Below are 19,982 nucleotides of genomic sequence, written 5' to 3'. Positions count from 1 at the left end.
CGTTGCGGGCGCCGCCGCCGGGCGCCCAGGATGCGGGTCCATGAACGCATTCCTCCGGACGGCCCGCCTGGTGCTGCGCCCGTTGACCCCGCACGACCTGGACGAGGTGGTGGCGCTCGACAACGACCCCGAGGTGATGCGCTACCTGAACGGCGGCCGGCCCGCCGACCGCGAGGAGGTGCGCGGCCGCTCGCTCCCCCGGCTGCTGGGCCGGGGCTTCTGGGCGGCCGAGCGGCGGGCGGACGGCGCGTGGCTGGGCTGGTTCGCCCTGGAGCCGCTGGAGGCGGAGGGGTGGCGGACGGTGGAGCTCGGCTACCGGCTGCGCCGGGCGGCCTGGGGCTCGGGGTACGCCACCGAGGGCGGCCGGGCCCTGGTCGACCGGGGCTTCGGGGCGCTGGGCACGGAGCGGGTGACCGCGCAGACGATGACCGTCAACGCCCGTTCCCGGCGAGTGCTGGAGAAGTGCGGTCTGCGGTACGCGCGCACCTTCTTCGCCGAGTGGCCGGAGACCATCGCGGGCGGGGAGCACGGGGATGTGGAGTACGTCCTGACCCGTGCGGAGTGGGAGGCGGACCGGGCCACGGCCCGAGCCGTACGCGCTCCGGAGCCGTACACGCCCCCGGGGCGGTGAACGTGCCGGAGCCGTACGCGCCCCCCGGGCCGTACGCAGCCGTACGTACCCGTGCCAGGGCACGACGGAGCGGGAGCCCGGGCGGCGGGTGCCGGGCTCCCGCTCCGTGTGCCGGGCGGGTCAGGGGGCGACGACCCGCTCCACCAGCAGTTTCACGGCGGCGACGATCGCCTCGGCGTCGATGCCCGCCTCGTGCAGCTGCTCCTCGGGGGTGGCGGAGCCGGGCATGTTGCGGACCGCCAGCCGGGTGAGCCGGGGCGCCGGGCGGCCGTCCGAGAACACCTCGGCCACCGCGTCCCCGATGCCGCCCTCCGGGTGGTGGTCCTCCACGGTGAGCAGACAGCCGGTGACGCCCGCCGCCTGGTTCAGGGTGTCGGCGTCGACCGGCTTGACCGAGTAGAGGTCGACGACCCGCACCGGGATGCCGTACTCCGCCAGCAGATCGGCGGCCTTCAGCGCCTCGTGCACGGTCACGCCCGCCGCGACCACGGTGGCCCGGTCATCGTCGCCGTGCTCGCGGAGCACCTTGCTGCCGCCGGCCGGGAACTCCTCGTCCGGGCCGTAGATCACCGGCATCTCCCCGCGCGAGGTGCGCAGATAGCGGACGCCCTCCAGATCGGCCATGCCCGCGACCAGTTTGGCGGTCTGGTTGGCGTCGCACGGGTAGAGCACGGTGGAGCCGTGCACGGACCGGAACATCGCCAGGTCCTCCACTCCCATCTGGGAGGGGCCGTCCTGGCCGATGGCGATGCCCGCGTGCGAGCCGACCATGTTGATGCCGGCCCGGCTCACCGCCGCCATCCGCAGGAAGTCGTGCGCCCGGGTGAGGAAGGCGGCGAAGGTGGAGGCGTACGGCACATAGCCCCGGGTCTGGAGCCCGACGGCGGCGGCGACGAGCTGCTGCTCGGCGATGTAGCACTCGAAGTAGCGCTCCGGGTGGGCCTTGGCGAAGAACTCGGCCCTGGTGGAGTCGCTGACCTCGGCGTCCAGGGCGACCACCTCCCCGCGCGCCGAGCCCAGCGCGGCCAGCGCCTCCCCGTAGGCGTTACGGGTGGCCACCTCGTCGCCCAGGTCGTAGCGGGGCAGCTCGGGGGTGGCGCGCTCGGCCTTGGGGCGGTCGCCGTCCGGCGGGCGCTGCGCCGAGATCCGGATGCCGGGCCGGCCGCCCAGTTCCTCGATGGCCTCGGCGGTGTCCTTCAGCGGCTTGCCGTGGAAGCCCTCCTTGTCCTCCACGGCGGCCACCCCGCGTCCCTTGCGGGTGGCGGCGAGGATGGCGGTGGGCTCCCGGACGGTGGACCTGGCCTCGGCGAAGGCCCGGTCGACCGCGTCCAGGTCGTGGCCGTCCACCTCGATGGTGTGCCAGCCGAAGGCGTGCAGCCGGCGCTGGTAGGCGCCGAGGTCGTGTTCGTGCCGGGTCGGCCCGCGCTGGCCGAGACGGTTGACGTCCACGACGAGCGTCAGATTGTCCAGGTGGTTGTAGGCGGCGTGCTCGACCGCCTCCCAGACTGAGCCCTCGGCCATCTCGCTGTCGCCGCAGAGCACATAGACCCGGTACGGGAGCTGGTCCAGCCGCTTGCCGGCGAGGGCCATGCCGACACCGACCGGCAGCCCCTGGCCCAGCGAGCCGGTGGCGACGTCCACCCAGGGCAGCCGGGGCGTCGGGTGTCCTTCGAGCCGGCTGCCCAGCTGGCGGTAGGTCAGCAGCTCGTCGTCGTCCACCGCGCCGACCGCGCGGTACATGGCGTACAGCAGCGGTGAGGCATGGCCCTTGGAGAGCACCAGCCGGTCGTTGCCGGGGTGGTCCGGGCGGTCGAAGTCGAAGCGCAGATGGCGGGCGAGGAGCACCGCGCCCAGGTCGGCGGCGGACATGGACGAGGTGGGGTGCCCGGATCCGGCGGCGTCGGCGGCGCGTACCGCGTCCACCCGCAGCTGCCGGGCGAGCGCGGCCAGCCCTTCGGCGTCCAGGTCGGTGCCGGGGACGGTCCGCTCGCCGGTCGGCCCCGCCGTGCCCCCGGCACCGGTGGCGGAGGTGTGCGCCGGGTCGTCCCCGGTCTGGTCACGGGTGTGGTTCTGGGTGGTCATGTCACTCCTTGCCGGGGCCGGCCGGGGTACGTGCGAGTTCGGGCGAGGCGGTGTCGAGGGGGACCTGCCAGGAGCGCAGCAGCCCGAGCTGGACGGCCTGCCGGGGCAGGGCCGCCTCCAGCAGCCAGTCCGCCGCGACCCGGACCCGGTTGCCCGGCATGGCGGCCAGGTGGTACCCGCGGGTGACCGCGCCGGCGACCGGACCGGAGAGCGAGACGCCCAGCGGGTTGGCGGCCGCCTTGACACCGCCCAGGTCCACCGCGAAGCCCAGGTCGTTGTGCTTGTACGGCACCGCCGTCCCGAGCCCGAGGGAGGCGGCCACGTTCCGGGCGGCGACCTTGCCCTGCCGGGACGCGTGCTGGGCGGTCATGGCGGTGAACTCGCCCGGCCGGGTCAGGTCCGGGACGGCCGCCGCGTCCCCGCAGGCGAAGACGTCCGGGTGGCCCGGCACGCCCAGCTGCGGGGTCACCACCAGCCGGCCCTTCTCGACGGGCAGGCCGAGTTCGGAGACCAGCGGGTCGGGCCGGACGCCCACGCACCAGATGAGCGAGCGGGTGTCGACGAACTCGCCGTCGTCCAGCAGCACGCCTTCGTGGGTGGACTCCTTGACGGAGGTCTTCATCCGCACCTCGACACCCCGGGCGCGCAGCACCTCGTCCGCGGTGCGCGAGAGCTTCTCGGAGAGGCCGGGGAGCACCCGGTCGGCCACGTCGAGCAGCAGCCAGCGGGGGCGCAGATGCCGGGGCCAGGCGGGGTGCCGGCGCACCAGCGCGTCGGTGTACATCTTGCCGTGGGCGGCCAGCTCCGTACCGGTGTAGCCGGCACCGACCACGACGAAGGTGCAGCGGGCGGTGCAGTCGGCGGGGTTGCCGCCGGAGGCGGCCAGTTCCACCTGGCGGGTGATGTGGTCGCGCAGGTACAGCGCCTCGGGCAGCCCCCGGAAGCCGGTGGCGTGCTCGGCGACGCCCGGGATGGGCAGCAGCTTGCTGACACTGCCCACGGCGAGCACCAGCCGGTCGTAGGCCAGCTCGCCCGTGGTGCCCTCGGGGTCGGTGTAGTGGACGGCGCGCCCGTCCAGGTCCACCCGGTTCGCCTCGCCCAGGACCAGGCGGACGCCCCGCAGCGTCCCCGGCAGCGACACCGTGACCCGCCGCGGCTCCAGTACTCCGGCGGCCACCTGCGGCAGCAGCGGCAGGTAGAGGAAGTAGTCGGTCGGGTTGAGCAGCACGATCTCGGCGCGTCCGCGCAGGGTGCGGGAGAGGTTCCGGGCGGTCTGGTAACCGGCGAACCCGGCCCCCACGACCACGATCCTGGGCCGGCCCGACGAACCCCTGAAGGAGCCGGGCGAACTGACGGGCGATGTCACAGGGCCTCCAGCGTCTTCCTCGTCGTACAGCGTCGTACAGCGTCCTGGCGCGTCGTACGGGCTCGTGCGGGCTCGTACCGGCCCGTCGAGCGCTACCGCGCCCGTACGGGTCGTCCGGCCTCGCTCGGGCCCCGCACAGTGCCGTACCGCCTCGCGCACCACGTCGTACGGCGTCGGGCCGGCGGCGGGCTCCCGGTCCGTGTCGTACGGCGGCAGACTCCCGGTGCCCCTGAGCCGGTGCCCCAAACGCCCGGTTACGGCCGTCGGGCGCCATCCCCGGCATGCGCGGGATCGCCGTCGCCGGGGCCGGCCCCCCGCACACGCGCCCGTCCCGGGCCCGGCCCGCGGCCGGTGGCCGGCCCGGGACCGGCGAACCGAGCCACCCGGCACGGACGCGCCAACTACCCTCGCCCCCATGGAGATTCTCGGCACCACCCTGCGGATCTGCGTGGCCGATCTGGAGACCTCGGTCGCCTTCTACGAGGGGCTGACCGGCGCCCGCGCCCTTCGCTTCGAGCGCGGCGGGGTCGCCGTCGCGGCCGTCGGCTGCTTTCTTCTGATGAGCGGCCCCGAGGAGGAGCTGGCGGTGCTCCGCAAGGTGGCGGCGACGATCGCCGTCTCGGACGTGGACGCGGCGCACGCGGCGCTCACCGGGGTCGGGGCCCGGATCCTGGCGGGCCCGGTGGCCACCCCGGCGGGGCGGAACCTGATCGCGGTCCACCCGGACGGCTCGGTCTTCGAGTACGTGGACCAGCGGGACTGACCCGCCCACCGGCCCCGCCCCACCGGCCCCGGTCCGCCACCCCGCCGGTCCCAGCCCACCGATCCACCGCCGGCCCCGGTCCACCGATCCACCGGCGGCCCGCTCGGGGGGCCGGCCGCGCCCCCGATCACGGCTCGGTCCAATCCACCCATTTGAGTGAATGGTCATATACCCTATTAGTGAAGTCTGTACCGTTTTCAGGCCGTTCCGGCCGCCAGGCAACGGGTGAGGTGTGCGATGTCCCCGGACCCTCCAGAAGACGCCGGGCCCCCGAGCCGCCGGGACTCCGGCGAGTCACCCGGGCGCCGGGTCTCCGCGCCGAAGGCCATGCGCTCCGCCGCGGAACAGCTGAGGGAACTGCTCGGCCGCGCCCCGGAGACCATTTCCGCCGTCCGGCCCACCGACGACGGGTGGGAGGCGGATGTCGAGGTCCTGGAGCTGGAACGGATCCCGGAGACGACCAGCGTGCTCGCCAGCTACCGGGTGACCCTCGACGCGGACGGCGAGCTGATGGCGTACGAACGCGTCCGCCGCTACACCCGGGCCCAGATCGACCCGCGTGCCTGAGCCCTCGGCCCGTACCGGGCGGGGCGCCCACCGAACCAGGAAGCCGGCTCCGGGCCGCGCAGGCGGAAGCGGTCCGCGGAAGTCCGTGAGAGTCCGCGAGACGCGAGAGGAGGCACCATGACCGTGGTGCCACAGAGCGGTGGCGGTCCCGTCGCCGCGGGCGGCGGAGGCGGCGGGGGCTCCTCATCGCTCTACGACGTGCTGGAACTGATCCTGGACCGGGGTCTGGTCATCGACGTCTTCGTCCGGGTGTCCCTGGTCGGTATCGAGATCCTCAAGGTGGACGCCCGGGTCGTGGTGGCGAGTGTGGACACCTATCTGCGCTTCGCGGAGGCGTGCAACCGGCTCGATCTGGAGTCCCGCGACAAGGCCCCCGCCAAGCTTCCCGAGCTGGTCGGCGAGATCACCGAGGGCGGCGCGCGCGGCAAGAGCAAGGGCGCGCTGACCGGCGCGGTGGAGGCGTTCTCCGAGTCGTTCCGCAAGGGGCGCGACACCCGCGACACCGGGGAGTCCACGACGGCCGGGGCCGACGCGGCCGGGGAGCCCGCGGAATACGCCGCGTACGCCGACGGCGCGGGGGCGGACGGGGCCGAGCCCGAACCGGTCCGGGAGCGCCCGCGCCCCCGGTCCGGGCAGCGCCGGCCCGTGCGCCGCCGGGAAGAGCGCGGGGACGGGTGAGCCATGTCCGTCTACGTGTACGGGATCACCTCGGCGGACCATCCGCTGCGGCTGGACGGCGCGGCCGGGGTGGGCGACCCGGCCCGACCGCTGCGGGTGGTCCGGGGCGCCGTGCTGGCCGCCGTGGTCAGCGACGCCCCCGACGGGCTGCGCGCCAGGCGCCGGGACGTACTGGCGCACCAGGCGGTGCTGGACCGGCTGACCGGGCAGGCCACCGCCCTCCCGCTGCGCTTCGGCTCGGTGGCGCCGGACGACGAGGCGGTGCGACAGGCACTGGACGAGCGCGCCGACGAGTACCGGGAGCGGCTGGCAGCCCTCGACGGCTGCGCCGAGTTCCATCTGCGAGCCGCCGTCGACGAGGACGCCCTGCTCCGGGAGGTGCTGCGCCAGTCGGGCGAAGCCCGGCGCCTGAACGACGAGGTCCGGGCCGGACACGGCACCCAGGAGCTGCGGGTGGCCCTCGGTGAGCTGGTCGCCGCCGAGGTCGGGGCGCGGCAGGACTCCTTCGCGGCCGGGATCGTGGACACCCTGCGCCCGCTGGCCCGGGAGGTCCGGCGCTCGGACCCCACCGGCGACGACTTCCTGAGCGCCTCGTTCCTGGTGGAGAGCGCCCGCCGGGAGGAGTTCACCGCCCGGGAGGCGGAGCTGGCCGCGCGGTACGGGACGGACTTCGACTTCCGGCTGCACGGCCCGCTGCCGCCGTACAGCTTCGTCTAGTCCGTGAGTCCGTCCGTCAGTCCGTCGGCAGGCCGTGCGGACCGCCGGATGGAGGAGGAGCGTGGAGACATGGGCATCGTCGGACAGCTGCTCACCCTGCCGCTCGCACCGGTCCGGGGCTTCGGATGGGTGGTCCGGCAGGTCACCGAGGTCGCGGAACGCGAGTACTACGACCCGGCGCCGGTGTACGCGGCGCTCAGGTCCCTGGAGGAGGAACTGATGTCGGGCCGGATCGGTCAGGCGGAATTCGACAGGCGCGAGGACGAACTGCTGGACCGGCTCGACGAGATCGAGCGCTTCCGGCGGGGCGCCGCGCCGTAGGGCCCCTGGAGGCTTTCCACGATGGCGAATGTGATGACGGGCGCGGCGCTGATCGGCGGTTATGTGCTCGGGCGGACGAAGAAGGGCAAGGCCGCCCTCACCCTGGCGGCGTACCTGCTCCGCCGGAAGCTCGACGCCGGGGAGATGAGCCGGCTGGTCGCCGGCAACCCCGCGCTGCGCAACCTCGGCGACCAGGTCAGGAACGAGCTGTTCACCGCCGGCAAGGAGGCGGCCGCCTCGGCCATGAAGGCCCGGGCGGACCGGCTCGCCGACACCCTGCACGAGCGGACCGAGGCCCTGCGCGCGGGCGAGTCCGTCCCGGGGAAGGTCCTCGGGGACGACGGCTCCCCGGACGGGGCCGGCCGGGAGGTCTCCGGCGGCCCGGCCGGGCGGGGCGAGCGGGCGGCATCGGAGGCCGGGGCCTCCCGTACGCCTTCGGGGTCCGCGAGGAAGACCGCTCGCCGGTCGGCGGGGGCGGCGGCGACAGCGGCGAAGCCGGGCACGGCAGGCGCGGCGGAGGCGGCCCGGAAGACCGCCGGAGGCGCCGGGAAGGCAGCGGGCCGGAGCACCTCCCCCGAGGTCGCCAACCGCCGGCGCACCAGGGCCGAATCCGAGCCGGACGCCCCGGCGGCACCCCGGCGGCGGCGGGCGGCCGGCACCGACCGGAGGGACGAGTCATGACCGGCGACGGTACGGACCGGGGCCCGGGCGGACTGGCGGGCCTGACCGGGCTCACCGGCGAGACGGGCGACCGGCTCAAGGAAGAGCTCAAGCAGTATCTGGAGGCCCGCGCCGGGCAAGCCGTCGGCGGCCTCGGCGAACGGCTGGGCGAGGCCACGCAGAAGCTGGCCGCCGGCGGCGGTGGCGGATCGCTCGCCTCGGTGGCCCTGCCGATGCTGACCGGCGGGCTGAAGGACAAGGTCACCGGCGCGCTGAAGGGCCTCGGCGGCAAGAGCGGCCGCGGTGACTCCCGGGGCAAGCGCGTGGTCGTCATCGAGGGCCTCGACGTGGGCGTGCCGGTGCGCCAGGCGTACGACCAGTGGACGAGGTTCCAGGAGTTCGGACGCTTCGCCAAGGGCGTGGTCAATGTCGACCAGTCGGACGAGACGACGACCAACTGGCAGCTCAAGGTCGCCAAGTCCAACCGCAGCTACCGGGCGACCGTCATGGAGCAGATCCCGGACGAGCGGATCGTCTGGACCTCCGAGGGCGGCAAGGGCACGACGAAGGGCGCGGTCACCTTCCACCCGCTGGGCGACAACCTGACCAAGGTGCTCCTGGTCATGGAGTACTACCCGAAGGGGCTGGTCGAGAAGACCGGCAACCTCTTCCGCTCCCAGGGCCGCCGCGCCCGGCTGGACCTCAAGCTCTACCGGACGTTCGTGACCATGCAGGACGAGCCCGCCGAAGGCTGGCGCGGCGAGATCCGGGACGGCGAAGTGGTCCGCGGCCCGGACGAGGAGCCGGAGGAGGGCGGGGAGTCCGCCGACGGCGAGGACGACGGCTATGAGGACGGCGGCGAGGACGGCGCGTACGAGGAGGAGGGCGACGACGGCCGGGAGGACGACGCGGACGAGGGCGAGGAGTACGAGGACGAGTACGACGACGAGCCCTACCCCGACGAGGGCGGTGAGAAGGGCGAGAGGAGCGCGGGCCGGTCCCGCGGCGCGGACGGGCCGGACGGCACCGAGGACGAGTACGACGAGTACGAAGAGGAGGACGAAGAGGGCGAGGACGAGTACGACGACGAGCACCCGGAGGACGCCGAGGACGACCGGGAAGAGGACAGCCGGGCGGCGGCACGGGCCCGGACGGGGCGGCGGTCGTGACCGAGCCGCTGCCCCGGGACTTCGGCGGCTACCCCTCGCGGGCCGCCCCGGCGTACGGCCAGGGTTCGTCGGCCAACCTGGCCGACATCCTGGAACGGGTCCTGGACAAGGGCATCGTCATCGCCGGTGACATCCGGATCAACCTGCTCGACATCGAACTGCTCACCATCAAGCTGCGACTGCTCGTCGCCTCGGTGGACAAGGCCAAGGAGATGGGCATCGACTGGTGGGAGCACGATCCCGCGCTCTCCTCCCGGGCGCGGAACCGCTCCGGCCTCGCCGCCGAGAACGCCCGGCTGCGCGCCGAGCTGGACGCCCTGCGCACCGGCCGGGAGGTCCTGCCCGACGCGGACACCACGGCCGGGGCCCGCACGCTCACCGGCGCCGTCCCCGCCGACGAGGACGCGGAGGTGCTCGGGGCGGCGAGCGAGGAACGGACCGGGGAACGGATCCGGGAGGCGGAGGCCGGGGAGCGGGCGGAACGGCGCCCCGCCCGCCGCCGGCGCCCGGCGGCCGGGCCCCGGCGCCCGCGTGAGGAGCCGCCGCCATGACCGGCGGAACGGTCTGCTACCTCTACGGCATCGCCGGGGCGGAGGCCACCGGGCTGTACGACGCGGTCGGCGGGCTGCGGGGCATCGGCGGCGCGCCCGTGGGCGTCGTGGCGGACCGGGGCCTCGCGGCGGTGGTCGGTGCCGTACCGGCGGCGGAGTTCGAGGAGGCGCCACTGACCAGGCGGCTGGAGGACCTGGACTGGCTGGAGGCCGTCGCCCGGGCCCACCACGAGGTGGTGGACGCGGTCGCCGCCCGGACCACCGTGCTCCCGCTGCGGCTGGCCACCATCTGCCGCGACCAGGAGCGGGTGCGGGCGCTCCTCGCCGAGCGGCGGGCCGGCTGTCTCGCCCGGCTCGAACTGCTGGCCGGCCGGGTCGAGTGGGGTGTCAAGGTCTTCGTGCTCGCGTCCGGACCGGACGCGCCGGGCGCCCCGGCGGAGCGGGCGGGCGCGAGCGGGGGAACGGGGCTGAGTCCCGGCCGGGCCTATCTGCGCACCCGGCGCCATGAGCGGGACGCCCGGGACGACGCGTACGCCCTGGCCGAGGAGACCGTCCGGCGGGTGCGGGCGGCCGCGGCGGAGTTCGCCGACGAGCACGCCGCCCACCGGGTGCAGCAGGGCCCGCTGGCCCGGACCGGGGCGGAGAACGTGGCCAATGACGCCTATCTGGTGCCCGCGACCGCCTCGGACGCCTTTCTGACGGCGGTACGGGAAGAGGCGGGCGGCCCCGGATCCGTCCGGGTCGAGATCACCGGTCCCTGGGCGCCCTACTCCTTCGCCGCCGACCCGGAAGCCGACCCGGCCACCGCCCCGAGAACCGACCCGGGCACCGCCCCGGCCATCGCTGCGGAGGCCGTACCCGCCAGCGCGTCGGGCACCGCCCCGGCCGCCGCCTCGCGGGCCGGCCCCGGTGCCGCTCCGGGCACCGCGCCTCCCGGCGCCCCGCCGGAGGAGGAGCCGTGACCGCCGGGGAACCCCTCCCCCGCCGCCAGGTCGCCCTGATCGACCTGCTGGACCGGCTGCTCTCCGGGGGCGCGGTGGTGACCGGTGACATCACCCTGGCCATCGCCGACATCGATCTGGTGCGTATCTCGCTGCGCGCCCTGATCGCGTCGATCGGCCCCCGGGTCCCGGCCCCCTGGGAGGGCGCCGGCCCGCTCGCCGCCCTGGAACCGCCCGGGCCTGCGGACCCGCGGACGCACCCCGGAGACGTGCCGGAGTCCCCCGGCGCCCCCGGGCCGCCGGAGCACCCCGCGGCCGCCGGGCGCCGTCATGACCGCTGAGCGCGCCGTACCGCCCGGGCCCGGCCGGTACACGGAGGTGGCGCGGGCGGCGGAGCGGGCGTTCCGGCTGCTGCCCGCCGCCCCCGGGGAGCTGCCCGCCGGGCCCGGGCGGCCCGGGGACGGAGCGCCCGCCCACCGGATCAACGCGGACCCGGACACGGTGGAGCGGGATCTGATGCGGCTGGTGCTGACCGTGGTCGAGCTGCTGCGGCAGCTGATGGAGCGGCAGGCGCTGCACCGGGTGGACGCGGGCGATCTCGGCGAGGACGAGGAGGAGCGGCTCGGTGCGACCCTGATGATCCTGCACGACCGGATGGTGGGCCTCTGCGACCGTTACGGACTCACCATGGCCGACCTCAATCTGGACCTGGGCCCGCTGGGCAGCCTGCTGCCGCCGGACCCGCCGGACCCGCCGGACCGACCGTACCGACCGGACTGAGCCGCCCCCGGCGCCGGGCGGCACCGGGGGCGGGGGCTCAGCACCGGGGTGGGTGGACCCGGCCGCCGTCAGTGGTGGGCGACGATCAGCGGGGCCTCCTCGGCGTCCGCCGCCGCCTCGGCGGGCTCCGGGCGCTGGATGAGCAGCGCGGTGACCACACCGACCGCCAGCAGCGCCAGCGCCGTGTACATGGCGTGCTGGTAGCCCGCCTCGGTCACACCCCCGGCGTCGCTGCCGGCCGTGATCACGGCGGAGGCCAGGGCGATGCCGAGCGAGGCCCCGATGCCGAAGCAGGCGCCGTTGAGGCCGGAGAGCGAGCCGGGCTTGTCCTTGGGGGCGGAGGTGACGGCGAGACCGTTGAGCCCGGTGAGCATGAAGCCGCCGTAGGTCACCCCGAGCGCGGCGAGGCTGGCGATCAGGACCCACTCCTGGTGGAGGAAGAGGGTGGCCAGCAGGAAGATCACGAAGTTGGCGACGGCTCCGGTGACCACGATCTTGCGCCAGCCGACGCGCGGACCGAGGCGCCCGGTCAACGGGGCGGAGATCACGCCGATCAGCTGGATCGGGGTGAGGAAGAGGATCGCGGCGGTGACGGCGGAGAGGCCGAGGCCGACCCGGGTGTCCTGGGAGAAGAGCGGGATGGTCAGGGCGATGGCCCCGAAGGCGCCGCCCAGGGTGCAGACGGTGGTGAGCAGCAGCGGCCAGGACCGACGGGAGGCGAGCACCTCGATGTCGATGACCGGGTTGGCGGCGGTCTTCTGGGAGAGGACGAAGAAGACCAGCGCCGCCACGCCGCCGAGCAGGAAGCCCAGGGTGAGGACGGAGGTCCAGCCCCAGGCGGCGCCCTGGGCGAGACCGACGAGGACGCCGGTGAGACCGACGGCCAGGGCGGCGATGCCCCGGGTGTCGAACCGGGCGCCGGCCTCGGTGGTCGGCGGGACGTCGGGGACGTACCGGCGGACGCCGAGCAGTCCGGCGACGGCAATCAGCGCGGAGCAGACGAAGATGCCCCGGAAGCCGATGGTGTCGGCGATCTGGCCGCCGGCGATCGCGTCGACCCCGGCGAGGCCGCCGTTGACGGCGGTGATCAGTCCGGCCGCCTTGCCGAAGCCGGCCGGGGTGAGCAGCTGGTTCAGGGTGAGGAAGGCAAGGGTGAACATCGCGGCGGAGGCGCCCTGGAGGATCCGGCCGGCGATGAAGACCTCGATGTTCGGCGCGAAGACGCAGAGCAGGTTTCCGGCGATCAGGACGACCGCGCAGAACAGCATCATCGGCTTGCGGCCGCGCTGGTCGCTGAGGCGGGCGAGGGTGACCTGTCCGATCGCGGCCATCAGGAAGAACAGCGTCTGCGAGAGGCCGGCGGCGGCCGTGGTGGTGCCGAGGCGCTCGATCACATCGGGCAGCGCGGGGCTAAGCATGGTGGCGTTGATCTGGTAGCCGAGCACGGCGAGGACCATCGCCAGCAGCATGGGCCCACGGCCCGCCAGATCGGATGCGGGCCCGGAACTCTTCCGGCCGAGCGAGATGGACATGTCGGCCCCTTTGCCTGGGATGTCACGTGGTGTGCCGAGGTACTGCGTCGCGGCAGCCCGAAACCGGTCCTGCTTCCTTGTCAGACAAGTGCCGCATGCACAGAGTGTGTTCTACGCGCGTAAACGTCAAGACCCCCGATGGTCCCGATCCCGGTGAATCCGGCTCCTCCACGCGGTCACACCGCTTCTGACGTCTGCTTTCGCGGCCCGATCGTGATGTGACCGGCGGGCGGTGACCGTTGTCCGGGCGCGCACACTGAGCCACACTTGCCGACAAGTGAGCCGAGGAGGGGCGATGGTGGTCGGCGTGGACCGGCGGAGGCCGGTCGTGGTGCTGTACGAGCGAATCGTGGACGCCATCCGCGCGGGTACCTACCCGCCCGGCTCCACCCTCCCCTCCGAACCCCGGCTCGCCGCCGAGCTGGGAGTGAGCCGACCGGCGCTCCGCGAGGCGCTGCTGCTGCTCCAGGAGGACGGGCTGCTCTCGGTGCGCCGGGGCGTCGGCCGCACGGTCAACGACGGGCCGCCCCGGCGCGGCTTCGAGCGCATCCAGCCGCTGGAGGAGCTGATCGGCGCGGGTGCCCCGGTGCGGGTCCGGCCGCTGCTGCGCACTGTCGAGGAGCCGACCGACTTCACCACCCAGCAGTTGCTCGCGCCCGCCCGCGCCGAGCTGCTCTTCTGGGAGTCGCTGCTGGTCCCGGACGGTACGGCGGCGGTGCTGAGCCAGGAGTGGGCGGCCTCCGGGGACGTGCTGGAGCGGGTCCATCCGGCGTTCGCCGCCGCCCTGGCCGGGACGGAGTCCGGCGCCGCCGGACACGGCGGGATCTCCAGGACCGCCGGGGCCGCCGGACACGGCGGAAACACCGGAGGCACCGACACCACTCCGGGTCCCGGGAACCCCGCGACCGCCGCGCACACCGGCGGGGCGGCCGGGCGGAGCTCGATGCTGGCGGTGCTGGTGGCGGCCTCGCGCGGGGTGCCGCTGGGCGGCCACAGCTCGGTGACGGCCACCCTGGTGGGGCAGCGGCGCGGCGAACAGCTGGGCCGGCCGGCCGACACCCCGGCGGTCCTGGTCACCCAGGTGGTCCGGGTGGGCTCCACCCCGGTGCTGGCCGCCAAGCACATGCTGCCGACCGGGACGGCGGCGCTTCCGGTGCTCCAGGCCAACTGACCGGTTCCCGGGACCGACCACCGGCCCCGGCCCGCGCCCGGCCCCCCTTGCCCCGTGCACCCTGCCCCGCCTCCGTCGCCGGCGCCCCGCCGCCCGTCGCACGGGGTGTGTCGTCCCCCTGCCCCGCCTCCGTCGCCGGCGCCCCGCCGCCCGTCGCACGGGGTGTGTCGTCCCCCTCCCTGTCGCGCGGATCACGGCGCCCGGTGCGGGGTGTGCCGTACACTCCCGGGCCATGCACTTGTCTGACAACGTCCCCGCCGACGCGCCCGCCCCCGCCGACTGGATCCGCCGCGCCCCCAAGGCCGTCCTCCACGACCACCTGGACGGCGGACTGCGCCCCGGGACCATCATCGAGCTGGCCCGCGAGTGCGGCTACGCCGGGCTGCCCACCGAGGACCCGGCCGAGCTGGCCGTCTGGTTCCGTGACGCCGCCGACTCCGGCTCGCTGGAGCGCTATCTGGAGACGTTCGCCCACACCTGCGCCGTGATGCAGACCCGCGAGGCGCTGTTCCGGGTGGCGGCCGAGTGCGCCGAGGACCTGGCCGCCGACGGCGTCGTCTACGCCGAGGTGCGGTACGCCCCCGAGCAGCACCAGGAGCGCGGGCTGAGCCTGGACGAGGTGGTCACCGCCGTCAACGAGGGCCTCCGCGAGGGCGAGCGCCGCGCGGGCGGCCGGATCACCGTCGGCACCCTGCTGACCGGTATGCGCCACACCGACCGGTCGCTGGAGATAGCCGAGCTGACCGTCGCGCACCGCGACCGGGGCGTGGCCGGGTTCGACATCGCGGGCGGCGAGATCGGCAACCCGCCGGCCCGCCATCTGCCGGCCTTCCAGCACCTGAAGCGGCACAACTGCCACTTCACCATCCACGCCGGTGAGGCGGTCGGCGCCGAGTCGGTCCACGAGGCGGTGCAGATCTGCGGCGCCGAGCGGATCGGCCACGGGGTGCGGATCACCGACGACATCGCCGAGGACGGCACGCTCGGCCACCTCGCCGCGTACATCCGGGACAACCGGATCGCGCTGGAGATCTGCCCCACCTCCAACCTCCAGACCGGCGCCGCCAAGGACTACGCCTCGCACCCGATCGACGAGCTGCGCCGGCTCGGCTTCCGGGTGACCCTCAACACCGACAACCGCCTGGTCTCCGGCACCACCATGAGCCGGGAGTTCCAGCACATGGCGGACACCTTCGGCTACGGCCCCGAGGTCTTCGAGGAGTTCACGGTCGCCGCCGTGGAGTCGGCCTTCCTGCCGCTGCCGGAGCGCCGCCGGATCATCGACGAGGTGATCCGCCCGGGCTACGCGGCCCTCACCGCCGAGCGCTGAGCCGCCGCCGTTTCCCCCGGGCTCCCCACCCGGGGAAAGCGGCGCCCCCGCCGGGTTCCCGGCCCGTGCGGGCCCTCGTCCGGCGTGCGCTCCCGGAAAACCGGCGGCACGGTCCGGTCGCCGGCGGCAGGCGGCTCATGGGCGCCCGGAATTCCCGGAGGGTAGGGTATTCGCCGCCGGAATGGCGGGGTTCCGTTTGAGGGGGGAAATCGTTGAGCGCTCGGATTCTGGTCGCCGAGGACGACGAGAAGCAGTCGCGGCTGATCCGGATTTACCTGGAGCGGGAGGGAAACGCGGTGCGGGTGGTGGCCGACGGCCGCTCCGCGCTGGAGGAGGCGCGGGCCACCCGCCCCGATCTCATCGTGCTCGATGTGATGCTGCCGCACGTGGACGGGCTCGACGTGTGCCGCATCCTGCGGGCCGAGCCGGGGACCGAGGACGTCCCGATTCTGCTGCTGACCGCCCGCACCACCGAGGAGGACATGCTCCTCGGGCTCGACCTCGGCGCCGACGACTACCTCACCAAGCCGTACAGCCCGCGCGAACTGACCGCGCGGGTACGGGCGCTGCTCCGGCGGGCCCGGAAGTCGGCGCCGGCCTCCCCGGCGCCGCTGCGCGTCGGGGACGTGGAGCTGGACACGGCACGCTTCGAGGTCCGGGTCGCGGGGCGGCCGGTGGCGCTGACCTCGAAGGAGTTCGCCATCCTGGAGACGCTGGCCCGCGAGCCCGGCCGGGTCTTCACCCGGGCGCAGATCATCGAGCGGGTCTTCGGCTTCGACCGGGGCGTGCTGGAGCGGACCGTCGACGCGCATGTGATGAACCTGCGGCGGAAACTGGAGGCTCACCGGGCGGGGGGCCCGGGGCTGCTGGAGACGGTGTACGGGCGGGGCTACCGGCTCGCGGACGGGTCCTGATCCCTCACGGGGTGGCACCCGGCCGCGCGCCGAGGACGATGGTGAACGTCGTGCCCACCCCCACCGTGCTGCGCACCTCGATCGTGCCCTGGTGACCCGTGACGATCTGACGGGCGATCGACAGACCGAGGCCGCTGCCGCCCGTCGCCCGGCCCCGCGCGGCGTCCGCCCGCCAGAAGCGGTCGAAGAGGTGCGGGAGGTCCCGCTCCGGTATGCCGGTGCCGGTGTCCCGCACCTCCACCACGGCCGGATCGCCCTGCGGGGCCAGCGCCAGTGTCACCCGGCCGCCGGGCGCGGTGGCGCGCAGGGCGTTGCCGACCAGGTTGCCGACGGCCTGGCGCAGCCGGTCCGGGTCGGCCGTCACGTACACCGGCCGGGGCGCGTCCAGTTCGAGCCCCACCCCGGCCGCGTCGGCCTGGGCGCGGTGCGCGGTGCGGGTGGCGTGCAGAAGCTCCCGCAGGTCCACCTCGGAGCGGTGGTACGTGAGGGCGCCGGCCTCGGCGAGCGCCAGGTCCTGGAGGTCCTCCACGATCCGCTGCTGGAGCAGCGCCTCCTCGTGGAGCGAGTCGAGCAGTTCGGGTGTCGGGTCGACGACACCGTCCCGCAGGGCCTCCAGATAGCCGCGCAGATTGGCGAGCGGGGTGCGCAGTTCGTGCGCGATGTCGCCGGTGAGGCGGCGCTGGCGCTCCTCGGCGGCCTGGAGGGAGCCGGCCATGCGGTTGAAGGCCACCCCGAGCCGCGCGATCTCGTCCCGCCCGGAGACCGGCACGCGCCGCTCCAGGTCTCCCTCGCCCAGTCCCTCGGTGGCCAGCGTCATGGCCCGTACGGGCCGGAGCACGGCGCGGCTCAGCAGCAGCGCGCCGAGGATGACGGCGAGCGCGACGCCGACCGCGGCGGCGACGGTGGGGGTGGCGGCGAGCGCGGGCGGGGACTCGTCCTGGTGTCCCAGGCGGATTTCGAGGCGGGGCGGGGCGACGGCGGCGGTGCGCTCGTCGAAGACGCGGCGCAGACACGGGGTGAGGTCCGGGACGGACGCGCAGACGCGGAACGCCTCCAGATCCTCTCCCATCTGCGGGGCCGCCCTCCCCGGGGGCTGCCGGCACCGCGGGACCTCGCGGTCGGTCTCGACGCGCGGCACGCCCCGGTCGTCGGGGCGGGCCGTCACCCCGGCACCGGCCCGGGTCAGGCAGGCGGCGTAGACCGTCGCGGTGCGGTAGTCGGCGGCGATGACGGCGGCCCGCTTCACCGAGAGGCGCGGTACTTCTCCTGGCACTCCCGGTATCCGCAGTACCGGGCGCGGGTCCACCAGGACCGGGGGCTGGGTGCCCAGCGGGCGGGGCGCACGGCCCGCGAGGGTGTCGGAGTCGGCGAGCAGGACGCCGGTCTCGGTGGCGACGCGGATGCGCTGCCCGGTGTCCTTCGCCAGTTTCCCCAGCACCGGCGACAGCCCGTCCCAGGTGCCGTGGGCGAAGCCGTATGCCCGGAGTTCGCCGGTGATCCGGGCGACCTCCGCCTGTCCGGCGGCCACCGTCTCCCGCACCTGCCGGTTCGCCTGGCGCAGGGTCAGCCAGGCGGTGGCGGCCGTGGCGGTGAGGGCGACCAGCAGCAGCAGGCCGAGCGCCCGCAGCCGGAAGCTCATCGGGACCCTCCCCTCCCGGTCACCGGGAGATGTGTGCTCAACGCGGGCTCCTTCGGTCGGTTTTCCCGTGGATCAGGGATCAGGGATCAGGGATCAAAAATAGAGATCGGGGTCGAAGATCGGTGCCGGAGGTCGAAGATCGAGGTCACGGAATGACAGGAAATACGACACGGTGGATCGATGGCCTGCCGTGATCCACAGGGAGCGGATGAGATCATTCCATCGGATCTTATTATTTGATCTTCGATCTCCGACAGAGAATTCCCTTCCCAGGGAAATTCAGCCGCCCACGGATCGAATCCAGTCACTTCACGGCGGAATTATTTCTTCACCCTTCCCGGCGGGTGATCGTACTCGTGCCGCTCGTACCGCATCGGTACGGAGGCCGCTGCAACACCCCCGAGGGAACCGTTCGGTTCTCGATGCAGCGCTGACCGACACGACACCATTGGGGGCTCAACATGAAGCGTCGACTCGCAGCGATCGTCCCGGCCGTCGCGATGGCCGCACTGGCCGTTCCGCTGATCACCACCACCCCGGCCGCCGCCCACGCCCCGTGCGGCAAGACGGCCGCCGACAAGGACGGTTCGGCCTGGGGCGCGTGGGCCAACGGCGCCAACACGCGCAGCGGTTCCGGCATCGGGTGTATCAGCAACGGCATCGCCTACAACACCCAGCGCCTCGACTACCACTGCTACACCGTCGGCAACGACGGCAAGACCTGGACGTACCTGCGCAACGACTCGACCGGTGTGACCGGCTGGATCCGCGACGACCTGCTGAGCAACGGCGGCAGCCTCGTGTACTGCGGCTTCTGATTCTCCTTCCGGAGACATCTCGCGGTGGCACCGTGATGCCGTGCCGCGCGGTCGGGGACGGTCCGGACGGGCCGTCCCCGGCCCCTTTCCCTTTCCCCCAACGGATCAGGTGCCTGCCAGCGCCTCCGTCGGTGACAGCCGGCTCGCCCGGACCGCCGGATACAGGCCCGCGACCATGCCGATCACCAGGGTCGAGCCGACACCGGCCGCGCTCGCCCACGCCGGGACCACCGTCGGCCAGTCCCGGCTGACGGCGTAGGCCGCGGTGATCAGCGTCCCCAGCACCGTTCCGCCCAGCCCGCCGATGAGCGACAGCAGCAGCGACTCCATCACGAACTGGGTGCGGATCTGCCCCCTGGTCGCCCCCAGGGCCCGGCGCAGACCGATCTCCGGACGGCGCTCCAGAACCGAGATGACCATGGTGTTCCCGACCCCGACGCCACCGACCAGCAGGGCCACACCGCCGAGACCGAGCAGCAGGCCGGTGAGCGCCGACTCGGTTGCCTCCCGGGCGGCGAGCGCGTCGGACGGCCGGGAGACCTTCACCTCGCCCGGCTTCTCCGGGTACGCCGTCGCCGCGAGCACGGACCGCACCGCGCCGACCTGGCTGTCCTCGGCCCGGACATAGACCGTCGACGGGTGACCGTCGAAGCCGAGCAGCCGCTGGGCGACCGGCCGGCCGATCAGTGCCGCGCTGTCCAGCTCCGGGGCGAGCGGCACCGGATCGAGGACGCCGATCAGCGAGAACCAGTCGCCGCCGATCCGCAGCCGGGTGCCCGGTGTGTAGACGTCGAGCCGCTGGGCGGCGGTCGCCCCCAGCACGACGGTCGGGAACTTCTCCGTCGTGGAGTCCAGCCAGCGGCCCGCGCGCACCCCGCCGCCGATGGCCGGCAGCAGGTCCGCTCCGGCGGCGACCACGGTGAGGGATCCGGTGCGGCCCACGGTGATCCGCTCGTTGCGGTAGACATGGGCACCGGTCTCACCGACGGCGGCGGCCTGCCGCACCGGCGGAAGGCGCCGGATCATCGGCACGGACTCCCGGGGAAGCCGCGCCTGCTCCCCGGCGAGGGTCCTGCCCGGGGAGACCCGCAGCAGGTTGGTGCCCAGCGCGTCGAGCCGGCGGTCCACCTCCGCCTGTCCGGAGCCGGAGATCCCGACCACCGCGATCATGGCCGCGACGCCGATGGCGATGCCGAGCGCGGAGAGGAAGACGCGTACGGGACGGGTGCGCAGCCCGGTGCCGCCGAGCCGCACGAGGTCGGAAGGACCGAGCCGGGCGGCACGCGGCCGCGACCGCGGCGGTACGGCCGCCCCGACCGGGGCGGGCACCTCCGGGGCCGGCCCCACGGCGG

Annotated in this window: 20 protein-coding genes and 1 pseudogene; 16 read left to right on the top strand and 5 right to left on the bottom strand. The window is 74.3% G+C overall.

Annotated features, from left to right (window positions below):
- Positions 1-40: 40 nt before the first annotated feature.
- On the top strand, positions 41-631 hold the full coding sequence (locus NX801_RS23350) for a GNAT family N-acetyltransferase (RefSeq protein ID WP_258789833.1): 591 nt from the start codon (positions 41-43) through the stop codon (positions 629-631).
- A 120-nt stretch (positions 632-751) separates the two neighbouring features.
- On the opposite strand, the gene NX801_RS23345 is transcribed toward NX801_RS23350, so the two are convergent.
- Together NX801_RS23345 and NX801_RS23340 are read right to left on the bottom strand one after the other, a co-directional pair.
- The gene (locus NX801_RS23345; protein ID WP_428986208.1) at positions 752-2,713 is read right to left on the bottom strand and encodes a transketolase; all 1,962 of its coding nucleotides are present in this window, start codon (positions 2,711-2,713) and stop codon (positions 752-754) included.
- Between the two features lies 1 nt (position 2,714).
- On the bottom strand, positions 2,715-4,079 hold the full coding sequence (locus tag NX801_RS23340) for an NAD(P)/FAD-dependent oxidoreductase (RefSeq protein WP_258789832.1): 1,365 nt from the start codon (positions 4,077-4,079) through the stop codon (positions 2,715-2,717).
- 415 nt (positions 4,080-4,494) lie between these two features.
- Between NX801_RS23340 and NX801_RS23335 the strand changes: the two genes are divergently transcribed.
- The 11 genes and pseudogenes from NX801_RS23335 (at position 4,495) to NX801_RS23285 (ending at position 11,226) form a co-directional block, all read left to right on the top strand.
- A complete protein-coding gene (locus tag NX801_RS23335; RefSeq protein WP_258789831.1) occupies positions 4,495-4,842 on the top strand; it encodes a VOC family protein in 348 nt (115 codons plus the stop codon).
- A 237-nt stretch (positions 4,843-5,079) separates the two neighbouring features.
- Positions 5,080-5,409 (top strand): gas vesicle protein GvpO, encoded by a 330-nt coding sequence (locus NX801_RS23330; protein WP_258789830.1) that lies wholly within the window; start codon positions 5,080-5,082, stop codon positions 5,407-5,409.
- Between the two features lie 117 nt (positions 5,410-5,526).
- Entirely contained in the window at positions 5,527-6,087 is a 561-nt protein-coding gene (locus NX801_RS23325) for a gas vesicle structural protein GvpA (RefSeq protein WP_258789829.1), read from the top strand.
- Positions 6,088-6,090: 3 nt separating this feature from the next.
- Positions 6,091-6,804 carry a GvpL/GvpF family gas vesicle protein gene (locus NX801_RS23320; RefSeq protein WP_258789828.1) on the top strand — a complete coding sequence of 238 codons (714 nt, stop codon included), beginning with the start codon at positions 6,091-6,093 and terminating at the stop codon, positions 6,802-6,804.
- A gap of 69 nt (positions 6,805-6,873) precedes the next feature.
- Entirely contained in the window at positions 6,874-7,125 is a 252-nt protein-coding gene (locus tag NX801_RS23315; protein WP_258789827.1) for a gas vesicle protein GvpG, read from the top strand.
- 21 nt (positions 7,126-7,146) lie between these two features.
- The gene (locus tag NX801_RS30820; RefSeq protein WP_309505878.1) at positions 7,147-7,806 is read left to right on the top strand and encodes a hypothetical protein; all 660 of its coding nucleotides are present in this window, start codon (positions 7,147-7,149) and stop codon (positions 7,804-7,806) included.
- Positions 7,803-8,954, top strand: a complete 1,152-nt coding sequence (locus NX801_RS23305) for an SRPBCC family protein (RefSeq protein ID WP_258789826.1) — start codon at positions 7,803-7,805, stop codon at positions 8,952-8,954. Before NX801_RS30820 ends, NX801_RS23305 begins: the two co-directional genes overlap by 4 nt.
- Positions 8,951-9,505 (top strand): gas vesicle protein, encoded by a 555-nt coding sequence (locus NX801_RS23300; protein WP_258789825.1) that lies wholly within the window; start codon positions 8,951-8,953, stop codon positions 9,503-9,505. Before NX801_RS23305 ends, NX801_RS23300 begins: the two co-directional genes overlap by 4 nt.
- The gene (locus NX801_RS23295; RefSeq protein WP_258789824.1) at positions 9,502-10,467 is read left to right on the top strand and encodes a GvpL/GvpF family gas vesicle protein; all 966 of its coding nucleotides are present in this window, start codon (positions 9,502-9,504) and stop codon (positions 10,465-10,467) included. The genes NX801_RS23300 and NX801_RS23295 overlap by 4 nt, the downstream gene beginning before the upstream one ends.
- Positions 10,464-10,661: pseudogene (locus NX801_RS31040) on the top strand (gas vesicle protein); the annotation flags it as partial. The gene NX801_RS23295 and the pseudogene NX801_RS31040, both read left to right, overlap by 4 nt.
- Before the next feature lie 115 nt (positions 10,662-10,776).
- Complete coding sequence (locus NX801_RS23285; protein WP_258789822.1) at positions 10,777-11,226, top strand: gas vesicle protein K; 450 nt, start codon at positions 10,777-10,779, stop codon at positions 11,224-11,226.
- 68 nt (positions 11,227-11,294) lie between these two features.
- Here the strand turns inward: NX801_RS23285 and NX801_RS23280 are convergent, their stop codons facing one another.
- Positions 11,295-12,758, bottom strand: coding sequence for an MFS transporter (locus NX801_RS23280; RefSeq protein WP_258789821.1), 1,464 nt, complete (start codon positions 12,756-12,758; stop codon positions 11,295-11,297).
- 295 nt (positions 12,759-13,053) lie between these two features.
- Here NX801_RS23280 and NX801_RS23275 point away from each other — a divergent pair, with 295 nt between their 5' ends.
- The 3 genes from NX801_RS23275 (at position 13,054) to NX801_RS23265 (ending at position 16,173) form a co-directional block, all read left to right on the top strand.
- Positions 13,054-13,929: a GntR family transcriptional regulator gene (locus tag NX801_RS23275; RefSeq protein ID WP_258789820.1), complete on the top strand. Its 876-nt coding sequence runs from the start codon at positions 13,054-13,056 to the stop codon at positions 13,927-13,929.
- Between the two features lie 232 nt (positions 13,930-14,161).
- Entirely contained in the window at positions 14,162-15,259 is a 1,098-nt protein-coding gene (locus NX801_RS23270) for an adenosine deaminase (protein WP_258789819.1), read from the top strand.
- Positions 15,260-15,471: 212 nt separating this feature from the next.
- Entirely contained in the window at positions 15,472-16,173 is a 702-nt protein-coding gene (locus NX801_RS23265; protein WP_258789818.1) for a response regulator transcription factor, read from the top strand.
- Between the two features lie 4 nt (positions 16,174-16,177).
- Here the strand turns inward: NX801_RS23265 and NX801_RS23260 are convergent, their stop codons facing one another.
- On the bottom strand, positions 16,178-17,812 hold the full coding sequence (locus NX801_RS23260; RefSeq protein ID WP_258789817.1) for a sensor histidine kinase: 1,635 nt from the start codon (positions 17,810-17,812) through the stop codon (positions 16,178-16,180).
- Between the two features lie 461 nt (positions 17,813-18,273).
- Between NX801_RS23260 and NX801_RS23255 the strand changes: the two genes are divergently transcribed.
- Positions 18,274-18,630, top strand: a complete 357-nt coding sequence (locus tag NX801_RS23255; RefSeq protein ID WP_258789815.1) for an SH3 domain-containing protein — start codon at positions 18,274-18,276, stop codon at positions 18,628-18,630.
- A gap of 105 nt (positions 18,631-18,735) precedes the next feature.
- Here the strand turns inward: NX801_RS23255 and NX801_RS23250 are convergent, their stop codons facing one another.
- A complete protein-coding gene (locus NX801_RS23250) occupies positions 18,736-19,959 on the bottom strand; it encodes an ABC transporter permease (RefSeq protein WP_258789869.1) in 1,224 nt (407 codons plus the stop codon).
- Positions 19,960-19,982: the final 23 nt, after the last annotated feature.

The organism is Streptomyces pyxinae, assembly GCF_024756275.1.
GTDB lineage: Bacteria > Actinomycetota > Actinomycetes > Streptomycetales > Streptomycetaceae > Streptomyces > Streptomyces pyxinae.
This window is presented reverse-complemented; position numbering and strand designations above follow the sequence as displayed.

Coding starts and splice junctions, on each gene's coding strand:
- NX801_RS23350 (WP_258789833.1), top strand. CDS start 41: ATGAACGCATTCCTCCGGACGGCCCGCCTGGTGCTGCGCCCGTTGACC.
- NX801_RS23345 (WP_428986208.1), bottom strand. CDS start 2,713: ATGACCACCCAGAACCACACCCGTGACCAGACCGGGGACGACCCGGCG.
- NX801_RS23335 (WP_258789831.1), top strand. CDS start 4,495: ATGGAGATTCTCGGCACCACCCTGCGGATCTGCGTGGCCGATCTGGAG.
- NX801_RS23330 (WP_258789830.1), top strand. CDS start 5,080: ATGTCCCCGGACCCTCCAGAAGACGCCGGGCCCCCGAGCCGCCGGGAC.
- NX801_RS23325 (WP_258789829.1), top strand. CDS start 5,527: ATGACCGTGGTGCCACAGAGCGGTGGCGGTCCCGTCGCCGCGGGCGGC.
- NX801_RS23320 (WP_258789828.1), top strand. CDS start 6,091: ATGTCCGTCTACGTGTACGGGATCACCTCGGCGGACCATCCGCTGCGG.
- NX801_RS23315 (WP_258789827.1), top strand. CDS start 6,874: ATGGGCATCGTCGGACAGCTGCTCACCCTGCCGCTCGCACCGGTCCGG.
- NX801_RS30820 (WP_309505878.1), top strand. CDS start 7,147: ATGGCGAATGTGATGACGGGCGCGGCGCTGATCGGCGGTTATGTGCTC.
- NX801_RS23305 (WP_258789826.1), top strand. CDS start 7,803: ATGACCGGCGACGGTACGGACCGGGGCCCGGGCGGACTGGCGGGCCTG.
- NX801_RS23295 (WP_258789824.1), top strand. CDS start 9,502: ATGACCGGCGGAACGGTCTGCTACCTCTACGGCATCGCCGGGGCGGAG.
- NX801_RS23285 (WP_258789822.1), top strand. CDS start 10,777: ATGACCGCTGAGCGCGCCGTACCGCCCGGGCCCGGCCGGTACACGGAG.
- NX801_RS23280 (WP_258789821.1), bottom strand. CDS start 12,758: ATGTCCATCTCGCTCGGCCGGAAGAGTTCCGGGCCCGCATCCGATCTG.
- NX801_RS23275 (WP_258789820.1), top strand. CDS start 13,054: ATGGTGGTCGGCGTGGACCGGCGGAGGCCGGTCGTGGTGCTGTACGAG.
- NX801_RS23270 (WP_258789819.1), top strand. CDS start 14,162: ATGCACTTGTCTGACAACGTCCCCGCCGACGCGCCCGCCCCCGCCGAC.
- NX801_RS23260 (WP_258789817.1), bottom strand. CDS start 17,812: ATGAGCTTCCGGCTGCGGGCGCTCGGCCTGCTGCTGCTGGTCGCCCTC.
- NX801_RS23255 (WP_258789815.1), top strand. CDS start 18,274: ATGAAGCGTCGACTCGCAGCGATCGTCCCGGCCGTCGCGATGGCCGCA.